This window comes from Enterococcus sp. E5-37 (genome assembly GCF_035726925.1).
Classification (GTDB): domain Bacteria; phylum Bacillota; class Bacilli; order Lactobacillales; family Enterococcaceae; genus Enterococcus_B; species Enterococcus_B faecium.
In genome coordinates this window covers 19,894-35,130 of record NZ_JAPMLG010000013.1, presented here as the reverse complement: position 1 = coordinate 35,130, position 15,237 = coordinate 19,894, and the positions used below count along the sequence as shown (strand labels likewise).

Below are 15,237 nucleotides of genomic sequence, written 5' to 3'. Positions count from 1 at the left end.
TACAATCACCTCTTCTTGTTTGATTCTTTACTTGGTTAAAAGATTGCCCTTTTCCCAACTTACCCAGGCTTAAAGTGTGAGGAAATTTTCTAGTGGTCTCTTCCTTCGGAACATCTTTTTCTAACCATATCAACGGATATTTCATTCTCTCTTCTCCATTCCTACTCATCATTCATATTGTTCATTCGATAAAGAATCTTGATCAATTCTTTTTTGTAGAGTGGTTTTAACCCTAAAATGCCACTAGATCGCATTAACTGACGGTTTCTGGTTTGTAAATCCTTGTTTGTCTTTCCTTCAATGACGAAAAAGAAGCTTAAGTCAGGACGTTCTTGTTCTGCTCGTTTCAATTCCTGGATTTCCTCTACTAATTTCTTTTCATATTTTCTTAATCGCTGTAGATTTCTTCCTAAGGATTGTTCCATACGATTCTTATCTAATAATTGCCGCTTTTGTACGATTTGTTCCGTTAGATCCGTTTCTGTGGTCAAACTAACTAACTTAATTGTTGGCACATACGTACGCATGACGGTGGTCAACTGATTCATTCGTTCTAGTTTCTCTTGTTCGTTTAATCCTTCCACATCTGTAGAAACTACACGATAATAACGTTGAAAATGATCTTCTTTAGTAACTAAGACTCCCTCTTCTGTACAGGATTTATAAGGAAATAAATCCAAGATAGATCGTTCTTCTTGTTTTCCAAACTGCAAAATGGATTTCTTATCAACTGAATTTTGTCCTTTGACTCGCATTTATTCATCCTCCTTATACGTACCATGATAATTTCGGTTAGGATCTAGGGCATGGTAATGGTTCTTGTCCGTAAAAAAAATAGATTCGATAATCGCAAAAATCTGGCGTTGACCTGGGTTATTATAGGGTCGCCAAACAATCACTAGAGCTATCGCAATCCATAAGCCATAATTCAAGAGTGCAAAAAAGAGCGGTAAGTGGACAAGATTATTGACTATTTTCGCCCAAAAAAAGCAACCACCAAGCGTTAATAGATCTAAAAAGAAAAAGGCGAAAAACTTCCATTCCCCACTAAATCTTGGAGGATTTTTCATGTTAATATATTTATCCATAAATGATTTCTCCTTTTCATACATAGAAAAAAGGCCTAACTTGTAGGCCTTTTATGGTTTGATATCCTGTTTGATATCCCGCAATAGTTGTTCTTTCAATTCATTGTTCCTGTTTTTAGTTTCTCTTGTTACATTTATTTTTGTTGGTGCAGTAAATGCCACATTTGCTGGTTTGTAACCTGTGTGAACTTTTTGAATAGGTTCTGGTGCAGCTTCTCTTGTCACAACATTTTGAACGGACACATTCCCTGTCTCACCACTTTCAGATAAATTGTAAGAAACAGTTGTCAGATTTCCATTTTCAGGCAAACGACTTGGTTTCATTTGAACAGTACCTGCAGTTGATTGGTGAACAAAGCTTTGATCATTCTCCTTGAATTGATTCAAACGACTATCTTTCATTGGTAAATTTTGTGTCTTAGGCAAACCAATTTTCATTGATTTTTCAGTTCCAACTTCGATTCCATTATCATTTGGCAAATCGATGGAATCCTCATCCGTTTGTACTTCTTGATTTCGTTTTGGTAAATCTGAAATGCGCTTTTCATTTTCAGAATTAATGTTAGATTTATAACGATATTGTTCTGGATCGGTTTTTGGTAACTGTCCATGTTGTCCTTCTTCTGAATCTTTTTCTCCGATCGAATTTTCGTTAGAATGTAACTCATCTTGGTGATCTTTGGCTGAAGGAATCGCTGCACCTTCTTGATTTTCTTTTTCACTTGTTGTATTTGCCTTCACTGCTGCATTGACTTGTCCTTCACCATACGCATCTTTTAGTCCTTCTTTGACTTCTGAAGCTTTTTCTTTTTGTTTTTCTAGTGCTTCGGATGGATTCTTCACAGCTTCAGCCAATTCTTTAGCTCTCGTGCCGTCTAATTTCTCTTCTAAGGTGTCTTTGGCTTTTTCTGTAAGATCTTCAGCTGTTCCTTTTAACCCACGTTCATTGACGTAACCAAGACCTTCTGCGGCTTTAGAAACACCATTTTTCGCTTTCCCGAACATTTCGGAAACTGTTTTCTTACTATTAGGTACAGTTGTAGCTTTATCGTCTGATTGTTCTTCCCCGTTATCAGGGGTAACATCTTTTCGATTGCCAAATCCATTTTTACGAATATCATTTAAATTGCTTAAACCACTCTTACCAGCACTTGCAAGGTTTTTAGCTCCGCTACCCACATTTTTCGCAATATTTCCTAAGGCAAACATGCTAAGAAGAGAATTGCTGCCGTTTTTCAGACTCGTATCAACACCGAAAATCTTCGTAACCGATTGAGAGCCTTTGAATAGCGCAATGGTTAGCACAATTAAAGCAACAACATACAAGAATCCATTGATCTTTCCTGCCGCATGCAAATCACCGATACCTGAAAGCATTAATGTATAGATTCGTAATTCTAAAATCGTAAACGCCAATAACAAGAAGGATTGAGAAATATCTTCTATCGCACTTTTCATCCGTTGGCCTGTCTCAAAGTCCGTTGACGCGGCAATCACTAAATAGAATTTTTTAAATACCAGCTCAATAATGCAAGTAACGATCGTAAATAGGATAAATAAATAGGCTACCGATAAAGAAGATTCACCAGCTAAAATAATACCTGGACTACTAATGTATCGGCGATAACCTGAAGTGTATACATACTTTGCTAAGCCTTCATCACTGATTTGAACAGGGATTTCTTTTCCATTATCATCCAGTTCCAGTCGGTATTGTAACGCTCTTAACCGATCCTTTTGTAAATCTGACAATCCACTTTTATCGTTATCCGCCATCTCAGCGGCTTGATCAGGAGTAATAATCCCATTGATATTCGCCGTTTTAAAATTCTTCGCCGTGAGAGCATTTCTTTTATCTGTTGGTAGGGATTCTACTTTATTCGGGTCAGTTGCTAGTAACGTACTGACATCGATCACATTATTTTGAATAATTTGAAAAGCAGGTGATCCCGTTTTATCTGCTTTGTTTGCTGCAGTCACGTCTCCGTAAAAGCTTTTACTGATATTTAACCCTTCATCGATTAAAGAACTCCCACCAAAAATCAAGATTATGGCCATAAATAAATTAACCAAGATATTTTTGACTTTTGGTGGGTGTTTACTCATAAAAAATTTCAAGCCTAAATAAATTAATGTGACGACACAAAAAAGAGCCAATACCTTACTAATCAAACTTTGAAACAGTTCATTTACCCCAGCGACGTTCAATAAGTCTTTTAAATCAAAGCTTTGATAAATGGTTTTTTCTAGTAAAGTATTGAGGTTATATAACCCTTTGACCAATCCCCATAAAAAAGTATTACAAATCCAACTGAACACATCTTGATATTGCAGATAATTCCCATAATCTTGTAAGATTTTTGTTACAGTTTTGGGATCGGCATTGCCTTCTCCAAATAAGCCTGACCACCAGTCGGCTATGCCGGAAAAAATTCCTCCAATGATCATTCTTTCACCGCCTTTTCAGCTTCCAATAACAACCGTTTTCCAATCATTTCTGAAATTTCTTGATTCTTGATCAACTTTTCAACATATTCTTGAAGACGATCCGTTGCTTGTTCTTCGTAAAATTGAATTAACAATTTTTTGACCGTCTCATTTTCAAGAGATTGAACAATTTTATAAAACAGATTTTCTTCGATTTTTTCTCCCAATTGTTCATGCAGTCCATGATAGAGATCTCTAGCATCTTCATCTGGTAAGAAATAATCATAATCAATCTGTAAAGCCTTCAAATCGAGATCTGCGTGAGTACAATAAATATCAATATCATGAATGGTTCGACCTAAGGTATCGAAATCTTCAAGATATTGATAAGCATAAGGACTATTGGATTTTTCAGAATTAAAAATTGGATACGGCCTTATCTTATTCCCTTTTAGATCTCGCCGTTTCAATGGCGCAAGTACAATCGTTTCTCCTTCTAAAAAAGTAGAAATTCTTTCAGGAGTTAAGATACGATCTGAATCAACATTACGATTGATATGTGTATTCATACCTAAAGAATTGACAGTACTATTTTCTTGTTCAACCGTTTTATTTCCTACTTTTTTAGAGAATTCTTCAATGGTGTTATCGTCTGTAGACATAATATATACATGTGTTTGACAGTTTTCTTTGATAATATCTGCATTATCTTCCCCATACTTCGCACGTAGTTGTTTATATGATTGAATAAATAGATCCCATAACATATTACGACCTGCCGTAACTGTCATGATTCCTTCCATGTTATCCATCGCTGGCATATTCCCAAATTCATCTAAAATGAAATGAATTCTTCGGTGACATTTATCACCTTTGGTCTTAACACATTGCGTGGATAACTCTTTATATAACTGGCTCAGAAAGATACTAACTACGATGTGGTTAGATGGATCATAATCAGGTGTAAGCATAAAAATAGCCATTGGCTTGTCGGTATAGTGCATCCGAATAGACTCTACTAGTAAGTTACTTTTACTTTCATCTAGTGTGAGAACCGCTTCTTTTTCCCATTCTGGCAAATGGGTTTCTCCCCTTTTTTTTCGATAAACGATATTACCCTCTTCGTCCCTCAATTCTCTTTGAGAAAATTCATACCAAGCAACATATTCTTTTCTTTGGTGATCATACTTTAAACGAACTTGATCCCCTTGCTCTAAATGACAGTCAAAGTTGATTTCACAAAAACCTCTATAACCAACTTTTACTCGTTCTTCATGAAATTTCTTTCCTTGATGATAAAATTCCACTACGATTCGTTGATTTAAAAGACTTTCATGTAATTTCAAATCCAAATATTTGGGAAAACCAACCGATTTATAATCAATGGTTGATTGAGAAGTCATTTTCGCAATTTTTGTTAGGGTAAATGGATTCAATCCTGTGATCGCTGTTGATAGAATATTGCCTTTTGCTTTATCAGAACCAATTTTTGTTGCCCCATATTGTTTTTTCGCTAGATTTCCAGGTGGTAACTGATTCATAAATTCATCTAAAGCATTGAGTTGCTTAAATTCATTAGTAGGATCTTGATAATTAAAACCGCCAATTTCAGAAAGAAGCTCAACAAGATTATTGGGTGTTAATTTGGAGTAATCCCCTGTTTGATCGGCTTGTTCTAACAACGCAAAAATAAGCGCATTGACAGCTTTCTGCGCGTTTTCGTTAAAGTATTTGTTATCTGAAGCATTGGCATCATAATAAATCGTATTTGTAAATGTATTTGCTAGTTGCGTAGCGGTATCCACGTCTCCTCGTTGCCAATATTTCACAATTAAAGCCAAAGGATTATCACTCATTGACTGTAACGGTTCAGTTAGATTATAAGCATAAACATCATAGCCTCTGGCTTCTAATTCGTCTTTGCTGGCTACATACAACTCATTTTTAGAATCATTGACAACCATTGAACTTTGTTTTTCTGCACGAGACAAATTATCAATAGTTGCTAATACTTCAATCTGTCCTTTCCCTGATCGAGAAGTACCAACAATACAAGTATTAACGGTATCTGTTTGGATATACCAATATTTTTTATAGTGAGTGATAGGAATTCCACCATATCCAGGGAAAGAACCTTTCGCGTCTGGTATTTGAGGATAGATTTGTTGAATCTCTTTTAGTGTCATTAACCGATTATCCCCTTTTTGTCCATCCGCTAGCGGACGAAACCACATGTCCATTTTCAAACCCATAAGTACAGCTGGAACAACACAAATCGTAGAAACAACTAAGCGTGTACCTAAACTCGTTGCTGGGGTCAAAGGATTCCAAAAACCAGCTGAATCAAAATGAAAGACCTGTGGCATTTCCTGTAATTGAAACAGATTCACTCCTTGTAAGCTTCCCTGAATGATTTCAAATCGACTGAAAGCTTCAGGTATTCTTGTCACTAAATAATCTAAAGGGAGATAGACTAAACCGCTATACATTAGTTTTTGTTTGACTCGCTTATCATGCTTACCTGGTAATCTTTCACCTGCTGGTGCATAGCTATAAAAATGTGATAGATATTTCTTTTTTTCTAAATTAAAAGGCTTGTCTTTTCGTTTCGTTGTTTCTCGAATCCGCATTATTTCACCTCATTTGATTCTGAACTTTCGGAAGTGTTTGATTGTACAGTTGAATCGATTGATCCTTCTTTGGTCTTACTAGAATCACTCTCTTTACTGTTTTCCATATTTGACTCTGTTGTTGACTGATTGGTACGATTCAACAATTCTTCTAATTGTTGTTCATACTCTTTTCTTGCTTGTTCCTGGGCTTCTTCCTTGATTGACGCCGTTGTGGCTACAGAATCAGCCTGTGAAGATTGATTGATATGATTAAAAGCAAATACTGTCCCTCCACCTAGAAGCAAGCTTAAACTTGCAATACATCCCACCATCCATCCGTCAAAGGAACGCTGTGGTGAAGGAGTTAAATTTGCTTGGTTGTTCACTGGCGTTTGAACAGCAGCTACTGGTTGAGGTTGTGCTAGATAATTCAACTGTGCTTGACGCAATGTATCCATTTGTTCTTGACGTTCCTTACGAGCAGCTGCTTCTTTTTCCTTTTCTTGCTCTAACCGTTGTTTTTCTATCGCCATTTTTTGTTCCGCAAGATCCTGTTCCCGTTTTCTTATTTCTAATTGTTCATGCTCTTTTTCTTTTTGCCGTTGTTTTTCTTCTTGTTCTTTCAATTCTTGTTGTTGAATTTCATACTCTTTTTTCCATTTTGGAATTTGTACTTGTAATTCTTGCTGGATCTGTTCGTGTTTTTCCATAAGAACTTTAGTCGTTGTTTGATATAGCTTATTCAGTTGTTCATTTAATTCTTTGCTAATCTTTAGCTTATCTGTACGCAAACCTAGGTAAAATTCTTCTTTTCGTTCTTTAATACGTTCTTTTAACAAGTTTTCTTTTTCTTTCGATAACGCTTCTTGATTCGTCTGAGTAAAATTATTGATCTTTTCTACACACAAGGAATACGCATTGTCGCGTTTCTTTTCGTATCGCTCTTTAATTTTTTGTACTTCTTCTTCAATCACTCGCTGTTCTTCTTTATTTAGTTCCTCTTTTGCTTTCTCCCAATTAGACGACTGTTCCGTCGCATACTCATTAATTTCTTGATCTGTTTCTTGTTGACGTTCTTCAAAGGTGGCTAATAAATCTTCTTGTGCAAGCTCATGCCAATTTGTTGATTGGACAGACTCTAACTGTTCTAAAAGTGTGCCTTTACCCTGTGAGATTAATTCTTCTTTACTCTCTAAAAATGCTTGATAGGTTTGGGGTAATTGATATTTCGAATAAAGCTCATTTAAAAATAATTTGTTTTTTTCTTTCGTCCATTCATGCTCTGGCGGATATTGATCCAAAATATAATCAAATACAGTTGCCTTTTGTATCTCTATTTCGTTTTTTTCTACTTCTTCACTGATAAGTGGTTCAATATATTCCTGAGAATCCCCTTCAGTCCATGTTGACTCTTCATTAGCTTCAACTGGATCAACTTCTACTTCGGCCGTCTCTTCATCCTCCATTGTTTCTTCAAAGGGATCTACCTCCAATTGACCCATCACATCGTTCTCTTCCTCAAATATCGATTTCTGAGTCGGAATATCAGCTTGTTCGTCAACATAGACTGTCTCTTTTTCTTTTGACTCCTTCTTTGGAAATATTGGTCGTTCCCATGGTACTTCTTCATTTACTTCGACTTCACTCCCTTGATTCACTTTTCTTTGGTCGCTCTCTAACTCTTCTTCTAAAACTTGTAAAAGTTTTTCGTTTCGATAAGACTCTTCCACACTCATAGTTTCATCCGTTTCTTTAAACACATCAAGGCGGATTAAATCCATCAATGTAGGATAGAAACCTTCTGAAATTTGATAATCCAGTGGGCCAAAAACGTATTCTGTACCAGTTTTCTCTATTTTTCCTTCTGTGTCATGTAACGTGAGAGTCAACTTAACAGAAGATCGACTTTCGTGTTCCAGTACTTTCCCTAACACATGTAGCTGTTCTTCCGTTTCAATGACAGAATATTTAATTGTTTTCGGTAAAAAAGAAGTACGCTTTCCTACTTCCTTCGTTGCTTTTTTTATTAACTCTTTATCTGTTTTGGTATTGCCTGCAATCGTAAAGTACATGAGTATTCTCCTTTCATAAAAAAGGAGTAAAAAGTATCGACTACTTCTTACTCCTACTTTTTTACTTTCTTATAATCCTTGAGGTGTTTGTCCAAACAATCCAAATAACGAAACCACAATAGAAGCTGCTGCTAAAATAACTCCTACCCCCATCAATACATAGCCTACGTGCATCTTCCCATTTTCAGCTCCTCTTCGTCCAAATAGGAAGAAAAGACCCCCAATAACAATGGAAGCAACGGCCGCAGCAGCAGCAAAAATCATCAGATTGTTTTTTAAACTAGTTGCGGCAGTTTGTAATGCTCTAAAAATATCAACCGCAGCTACTACTTTCGGTTGTGTTAAAAAATTCATTGTAATTGATTCAAACATAAAATTGTTCGCTCCTTTTAGTGTTTAATAATTTCATCGAAAACAAGCTTTTCACGTTCACGTTGATAGATATATCCTTCTAAGTCCTTGTCTTTTCCCCGTAATAGGTCAAATTGTGCTTTTTCAAGGACTTCTTGTTTCCACTGTGTTTCAGATACACCGCGGCGTTCTAAGATTTTAGACGCGGCTTTTTCAAATGGCGTTTTAGCTTTTGCCACTGTGATTCCTCCTTCAGGACAAATAAAAAGACTAGCAATCACTCGCTAGTCTTTTGTAACTTATATTTATTGGATTGTGATCCATCGTGAATCAATTTCTCTTTCGTTCGCTTTTCATCCTTGCTAGATTCAAGAAAAATTATTTTTTTTACGCCATTCTTCTCATAGGGAACAACAATAAATAAAGAATCAGATTTGTTTATAAATTCCCTAACACCAGCTGAATCTACTATTTTGTATCTTTCTAAACCTTTATAGTCTTTTTGCCTCTTGACTGTTATTTGTACAGGATCTGGATGCCATACACTCTCAGAGTATTCCCAGGTAGTCTCGTCTATAATTTTCAAATTATAAACAAGACCACCTACTTCTTCTTTCCACATAGTTCCTGATTTCAATACGCCATTATCTTGATTAGTTTGTTTATTTTTTTCATTACTACATCCGACTAAAATAACAATCATGGCAATCAAGGAAGTAACTACTATTATTAACTTTTTCATTTTATTCATTCTTTCGTTTTTTTATTTTAAATGTATCTCAGAACCGCATAACTAAAAGTTGCTAACACAAGTAATAGTAAGCTGACCGCTGAAATCGTTACTAAATGTGTAGAACCTGTTTTAGGAACAATGACCTGTGGCAAGTTAGGATCAACCCCAATTGTCACAACATTTGTTTTATTAGAAACATTATCTACTGCTACTACGGCTTGGTTATCAATATTTTTTTCTGATTGTAATGGAGTTTTAGCTGTAAATATCAGCTGAATTTCTCGTCCATCTAAAAGATTGTTACTTAAGAAGTCAGCGGAAGCTTCCCACTTCAGCGTTCTTGAATTGCTATCATAGGTTAGTGTGCCTTCAGAAGTAATATCTTTTCCTGTACTCTTATCTATTACTTGCGCAGAACCTTCTTTATATGTCAAACGAGCTTCAATTGGATCTTGAATACTAAATTGTTTGTAGTGATCTGACACAGCGTCTACGCCTTTTGTGTGCCATTTTTGTGTGACTAGATATTGTACTTCAGATCCTGCGTTTAAAGGAGCTGTCGGCGTACCCTTCTTACCGTCATTTCGTCCGTTTACATCTTTTCCATTTTGTTGTACTTCTTTCACTGGAATTTTAGGGAAATAAACGGTAATGATATTTGTATCCTTTTCTACTTTATTAATGATCGACGTTCCCTGATTTTTGGCTACACTATTTTGATTGGCCAATTCATTGACTTTTACATTGATCACTAATTCGTAAGTTTCGCCGTTATACTTCATTCGATTTTTTAATGTATCAGCTTTCGCTGCATATTTTACCTGGTGTTTTGTTTTGTCATAGGTCACTTCACCAGATACATCGAATTTTTTATTTGTACCACTTTCAACGTGTGCATCGACGTAATTTACTTCTTTTGGTAAATTATCGATTAACTCAAATCGATCGTAAACCGCTAGTAAATCCACTCCTAATCGATTCACCTTCTGTTTGATTCGATATTGAATCGTGTCTCCTACTTGCAACATTTTATCGTTCACGTTATTTCCATTTTTATCAACCCCTGTTTTTTCAGGTTGATCAGGAACAACACTAAAGATTGTCGCAGAAGATAAAGTAAACCAGGTTTGAACATTAGAAGAACCAATCACAAACGTCGGATTTGCTTCAGATATTTTAAAGGACACAGTACCTTGACCAAACTTCGGATCTCCTAATTTATCATGCAAATTATTGAAATCATTATCCGCTTGTGTCAGCTTAGAGCTTCCTCCTGGGTGGCCACCTACCACGTTCAGATTGTTGTAGAAAGATTTAAATTCTGAAAGAACCGTATCTTTTCTGACATACCAATCTGTCGTATTCATTTTGTCATAGTGGGCATATTCTCCTTTAAGATCCGTGCTTTTTCCTCCTGCAGGGTTCAAAGAGTTAAAACTGATAAATGTATCTCCTGAAAATTGAACGGGGCTACCGTCCTCATATGTGGCTACTAGCTGCACATTCATTTGTGTTGAATGGTAAACAATTCCTGAGAAAAGATTGTCTGAGATCCAAAGTACTGTTCTTTTTTTAGATTTACTCATTGCACCATTCGTATTTTTATAGCCATCGTCTCGAAAATGAGTTTTTGTATAGTTGTTATCTAGTAGATTCCACGGCAACGTATCCGAGTATAAGTGAATATTAGATAGAACTAGCTTGATATTGACTTTTTCCCCGTTATACGTACCGATTTTTCCATAGTCAATATTGACTTTGGTGTTGGTTGTTACGCCTTCTAAAACAAGGTTTGTTTCACCGTATTCCTTTTGGAAAGAAGGATAGCGTATATTTTTGTTTCCCTCCACTAATCCTACGTAGTCGTCTGTAAAACCACCTTTGTTGGCATCAACATGATATTTGTAAACTTTTGACGCTCCGTTTACAGTAATATTTGTTTTTGCATTAGGAACATCTTTTGGAATAATAAAATTATTCTTTACGTTCTGGATTGGATTTGACGGATCGACAATAACTTTTTCAGCAAAGACATTGGCTGTTTTTAACCCAAACAATGTACCTAACATCATCATTATGGGAAAAACATATTTTAACCGTCTTGTCCACGAGTGTTTAAAATTCATCCCTTCATCCCCTCTTTTTTATAAATGACTAGTGAAATTCCGACAATAACGATCAAATTGATCGTAGTAAATAATGGATTCCTAATGAGCTTTTCCATAATATCTAGCGGCATGGAAGCAGCTGGTATGTTTAAAATCCTCATTAGGTATAGTTGGTAGCTTGGCAAAATAGATAATTGAGAAAATAATAAACCGCAGTACAAAAAGACTGCGGTTAAACAAGAAAGATTGAATAATAATAATTTGATCAGTTTCATCTTATTTCTTCCTTAATCTCTAGAAAACAAGTGAGTAACAAAATCCCAACAATTCTCAAAGAAGTTTTTCTTTACACCAGTAGAAACGATTTTTTTTACTTCTTCTTTAGGTTGCGAAGCTTCTGATTTAGGATAAATCCACACATCCTTTAAGAATTCACCGTTTTTATCAGAAACAGGTGTTAATAGCAAAATATCCTCGCTATTAGAAATGTTTTCAGGACTTGATTCATTGACAATATAATAAGCTTGTTTCTGATTTGCCTGTACTTCTATCGAGAATTCAAAGACACCTGTTTGTTGATCAATTGTCTTTGTTTCTCCATTAGAAACTAGCTTCAATTGATCACTGAATAGTTTTTTCACTCGATCTTTTAATTGGGATTCAATTTGGTCAGTAGTGAGATCCTTAACATCCATCTTTTGTAAAATGTCCGATACATCATAAACAGAAAACTTCGCGCCATTTACTCCTTCTTGTTTTTCAAGTTTTTGCCCCTGGTTGTCTAATTGTTCGGAAGAAATAATTTTTTGAACGTGAATGGTCTGTTTGACTATTTGATCGTCTTCAGCAATTTTCGGTTCTTCTGAAGAATCAACTGTTGACGAATCGACGGTTTCATCGCTGCTTTGAATCGTGCTGCTATCTGACGTTTGGATTGTTTGTTCTGTGCTATCCGTGCTTTCTTGTCTGTCTGCAAACGTCAACTGTGTGTAGGCAGTGAAAGAAAAAAGAGCGGCTGCACAAACAAATAGCCATTTTCTATTTCTCATGTTGGTCACCCTCCTTTATTTTTTCTTTTTATAAACAAATAGCGAACCAATGATCATGACTGAAAGAAAAACAGTACTTCCTAAAAGCCATTTCCAAGATAATTTTTGTTTCTTATTTTCTTCATCTTTTAATTCTGATTTTGTAAAGGTTACTCGCTTCCCATACACTAGAAAACGGTGTGTGTTGATCCCCTTAGGCGTACATGTCATTAGCGTTACTCGATCTTCATTGGGATTTGGTTCTAAGTAAGTGACAAAGTTTCTTTGTAGTTCGTCTTTTTGCACTTCCTCAATCCGATCGATTTGATAAGCGTGCTGCTCACCATCAACTTTGATATAAAACTTTTCTCCCTTTTTTACTGAAGGTAAATCATCAAAAAGATTATCTTTATAAAGTCCACTATGACCTGCGATTAAAGGATTTTTACCGTTTCCTCCTGTAATATCACCAGTTCCTTCCGTAATACCTACACCATTTTCTAAAATTTTGTCGGACGTTCCGTCATAAATTGGTAGTTTTAAAGAAATACTTGGAATTGTAAGAATACCAACAGGATCGCCTAACTCAATCTTAGCAACATCCAAAGAAGAATCCGTTTCTGCTGCCGTTCCTGTTCGATCGATTGCGGCAATCTGCTGATTTTGTTGGTATTTCGCCACGCTCGCTTCAGCAGGCATCAAAAGTAAGACACCTACAGCTGAAAGTAACCAGAAAGCAATGATCCATTTACCCATGATTCGCTTTTTCTTAGGCTTCCTGATAATCATTGGTTTTGATCCTTCTAGGCTTTCTTCTTAAAGTAAACAACTGCAGAAAGTGCCCCTGCTCCTAGCAACAAGCAAGAGATTAATGCATACGTTTGAAAACCGTTGCTACCGGTCATTGGTACGGAAGCTTTTTGATTGTTTTTGATCGTGATTCGGTTTTCTTCTTTGTATGAATCTTTGTCTACTTTGAAAGAGATCTCTTTCGTTAATTTTTGATAGTTTTCAGGCGCTTTTGTTTCTTCCAGTGAATATTCACCTTCAGTTAAACCAGTGATTTCAAAGTGACCTTCTTTATCTGATTTTAGGATCGCTGCATTTGCTACATCGTCTACCCATACTGCTTCTTTGACACCGTCTTTATCCGTATCAACTAATCCACCATAATATTTTCCTTCTGCGTTTTTAGCAGCAAATTCTGCGCCTTCAAGCGGTGTTGCTTTGATTCCTGTTCCAAATAGTCCGCTATCGACTTTTAAGAATTTTGCACCATAAGTCACAACGTCAGCTTTCGTTTTTTCGTGGTGTTCTTCCTGATTAAATGGATTGTTGTTATAAACGAAATCCACGCTATTTGTTAATGGATTGGCAACAGCTGCGCTGTCATTTACATACATGTTATAAGTCATTTGAAGATCTTGTCCGTGTAAACTTGCTACAGTATCACTTACTTGGCCATTATTCACGATAAAATCGATCACAAAGCCATTTTCTGAATTTTGGATTTTATAATCTGTATTTTCTTTTAATACCACAGATCCATCTTTATTTGTTACTTTGATATTTGCTTTAGCAGCGACATAAGAAAGTCCTTGTCCTGCTGTATCCCCCCATTTAAATACACTGTAAGGAGAAGTTTCGCTTTTCACTCCGTTTACTGTGATACCGTCTGCTCCGCCTGCAATGTCTGTTGGGATATGAATCGTTCCTTGATAATTTACTGCGTCACCAATTTGGAAAGAATGTTCTTGTCCTGTTCCATTTGTTACTGTTTTATCGATCACTGGTGCTTTATAGTTTACGTATGAAGCTTTTAAGTCACTTGTCACGCCATCATTCGTAATTTTAAAGGTTAATTTATTGTGCGCATCGTTGCGAGCGTCTGCGCCTAATAAATATTGATCTGCTGTTGGTTCTTTATCTGATCCCACTACAACTTCTGAAGGAACTTCCACAAAATAGTATTTTCCTAACGTCAAATCAGTAGCAGTCAGCTTTCCTTGATCATCCGATACAAGATCTCCTAATTTTGTTCCTTTTCCAGGTTCGCCCTTGTATAACTCAAATTTTGCCCCTTTTAAAGGTGTTTGTTTGCTTTGAGCTGTGCCATCGTCACCAAATTTCGTTAATTCAAAACTCAACTTAGAAACAATATTTTTAGGATATAAGTGAATGTCTTTTAAAAAACCTGAACCTGTATTATCAGTCATTGGCGCAATCACAACCATTGGTTTTGCTTTTTGTGTGACTAATCCAGCAGCGGATTTACTTTCATAAACCACATATACATTCCCTTTGGAATTGACATAGGCTGGTTGATCAGCAAAAGTAATCTCACCATTTTCATCTACAGCTGAAGTAATTTTGTTTGTTGCATTCTTGACGTACTCACTGTTAGATCCCTTGTCTTCTACATCTTTAACGATTTCGTCCACTTTCGCGTTGGTTAGATCAGAATCTTCAGTCGGTAATACTTGATCCGTAATATTTCCTAACGTAAACTCAACATCACCATAATCTGCCTTGTTGTATTTCGTTACACCTGTAGGATATTGATCGTGCGTATAACCATCGTTTTTGATCCCGTCAATATCAACATTCAATTGCGTTCCTTGATCGTACATTAATTTATGAACCGTGATATTGACCTTCTCTGGTGGCGTTTTTTGCGTGATATCTTCTGCATATGCTCGATATCCCTGAAAGCAGCCTGCAATGATTCCTAACATTCCAATAAGCATTCCAGCTTTTTTTACATACCGATTTATTGCCATTTTTTACTCTCCTCATTTCATATTTCAACGACTCGCGT

The 15,237-nt window shown here is 36.1% G+C and carries 13 protein-coding genes; all 13 read right to left on the bottom strand.

Going from position 1 to position 15,237, the window contains the following annotated elements:
• Window positions 1-161 precede the first annotated feature (161 nt).
• Window positions 162-755, bottom strand: coding sequence for a hypothetical protein (locus OS138_RS10640; RefSeq protein WP_002293504.1), 594 nt, complete (start codon window positions 753-755; stop codon window positions 162-164).
• On the bottom strand, window positions 756-1,088 hold the full coding sequence (locus OS138_RS10635; protein WP_002295656.1) for a hypothetical protein: 333 nt from the start codon (window positions 1,086-1,088) through the stop codon (window positions 756-758). It abuts the gene before it with no gap.
• 51 nt (window positions 1,089-1,139) lie between these two features.
• Window positions 1,140-3,536 carry a pLS20_p028 family conjugation system transmembrane protein gene (locus OS138_RS10630; RefSeq protein ID WP_325070111.1) on the bottom strand — a complete coding sequence of 799 codons (2,397 nt, stop codon included), beginning with the start codon at window positions 3,534-3,536 and terminating at the stop codon, window positions 1,140-1,142.
• Window positions 3,533-6,145 (bottom strand): VirD4-like conjugal transfer protein, CD1115 family, encoded by a 2,613-nt coding sequence (locus OS138_RS10625; RefSeq protein ID WP_077850353.1) that lies wholly within the window; start codon window positions 6,143-6,145, stop codon window positions 3,533-3,535. Before OS138_RS10625 ends, OS138_RS10630 begins: the two co-directional genes overlap by 4 nt.
• On the bottom strand, window positions 6,145-8,199 hold the full coding sequence (locus OS138_RS10620) for a hypothetical protein (RefSeq protein WP_325070110.1): 2,055 nt from the start codon (window positions 8,197-8,199) through the stop codon (window positions 6,145-6,147). Before OS138_RS10620 ends, OS138_RS10625 begins: the two co-directional genes overlap by 1 nt.
• Window positions 8,200-8,268: 69 nt before the next feature.
• On the bottom strand, window positions 8,269-8,571 hold the full coding sequence (locus OS138_RS10615) for a hypothetical protein (RefSeq protein ID WP_002295662.1): 303 nt from the start codon (window positions 8,569-8,571) through the stop codon (window positions 8,269-8,271).
• 17 nt (window positions 8,572-8,588) lie between these two features.
• A complete protein-coding gene (locus tag OS138_RS10610) occupies window positions 8,589-8,831 on the bottom strand; it encodes a DUF5415 family protein (protein WP_002305229.1) in 243 nt (80 codons plus the stop codon).
• Complete coding sequence (locus OS138_RS10605; protein ID WP_025477618.1) at window positions 8,828-9,292, bottom strand: hypothetical protein; 465 nt, start codon at window positions 9,290-9,292, stop codon at window positions 8,828-8,830. The genes OS138_RS10610 and OS138_RS10605 overlap by 4 nt, the downstream gene beginning before the upstream one ends.
• A gap of 26 nt (window positions 9,293-9,318) precedes the next feature.
• A complete protein-coding gene (locus OS138_RS10600) occupies window positions 9,319-11,409 on the bottom strand; it encodes an isopeptide-forming domain-containing fimbrial protein (RefSeq protein WP_002326170.1) in 2,091 nt (696 codons plus the stop codon).
• On the bottom strand, window positions 11,406-11,666 hold the full coding sequence (locus tag OS138_RS10595; protein ID WP_002293489.1) for a hypothetical protein: 261 nt from the start codon (window positions 11,664-11,666) through the stop codon (window positions 11,406-11,408). The genes OS138_RS10600 and OS138_RS10595 overlap by 4 nt, the downstream gene beginning before the upstream one ends.
• A gap of 12 nt (window positions 11,667-11,678) precedes the next feature.
• Window positions 11,679-12,440: a pilin N-terminal domain-containing protein gene (locus tag OS138_RS10590; protein ID WP_002295669.1), complete on the bottom strand. Its 762-nt coding sequence runs from the start codon at window positions 12,438-12,440 to the stop codon at window positions 11,679-11,681.
• Between the two features lie 15 nt (window positions 12,441-12,455).
• Window positions 12,456-13,208: a class C sortase gene (locus OS138_RS10585; RefSeq protein ID WP_002293487.1), complete on the bottom strand. Its 753-nt coding sequence runs from the start codon at window positions 13,206-13,208 to the stop codon at window positions 12,456-12,458.
• 14 nt (window positions 13,209-13,222) lie between these two features.
• Complete coding sequence (locus tag OS138_RS10580; RefSeq protein WP_221685673.1) at window positions 13,223-15,199, bottom strand: pilin N-terminal domain-containing protein; 1,977 nt, start codon at window positions 15,197-15,199, stop codon at window positions 13,223-13,225.
• Window positions 15,200-15,237: the final 38 nt, after the last annotated feature.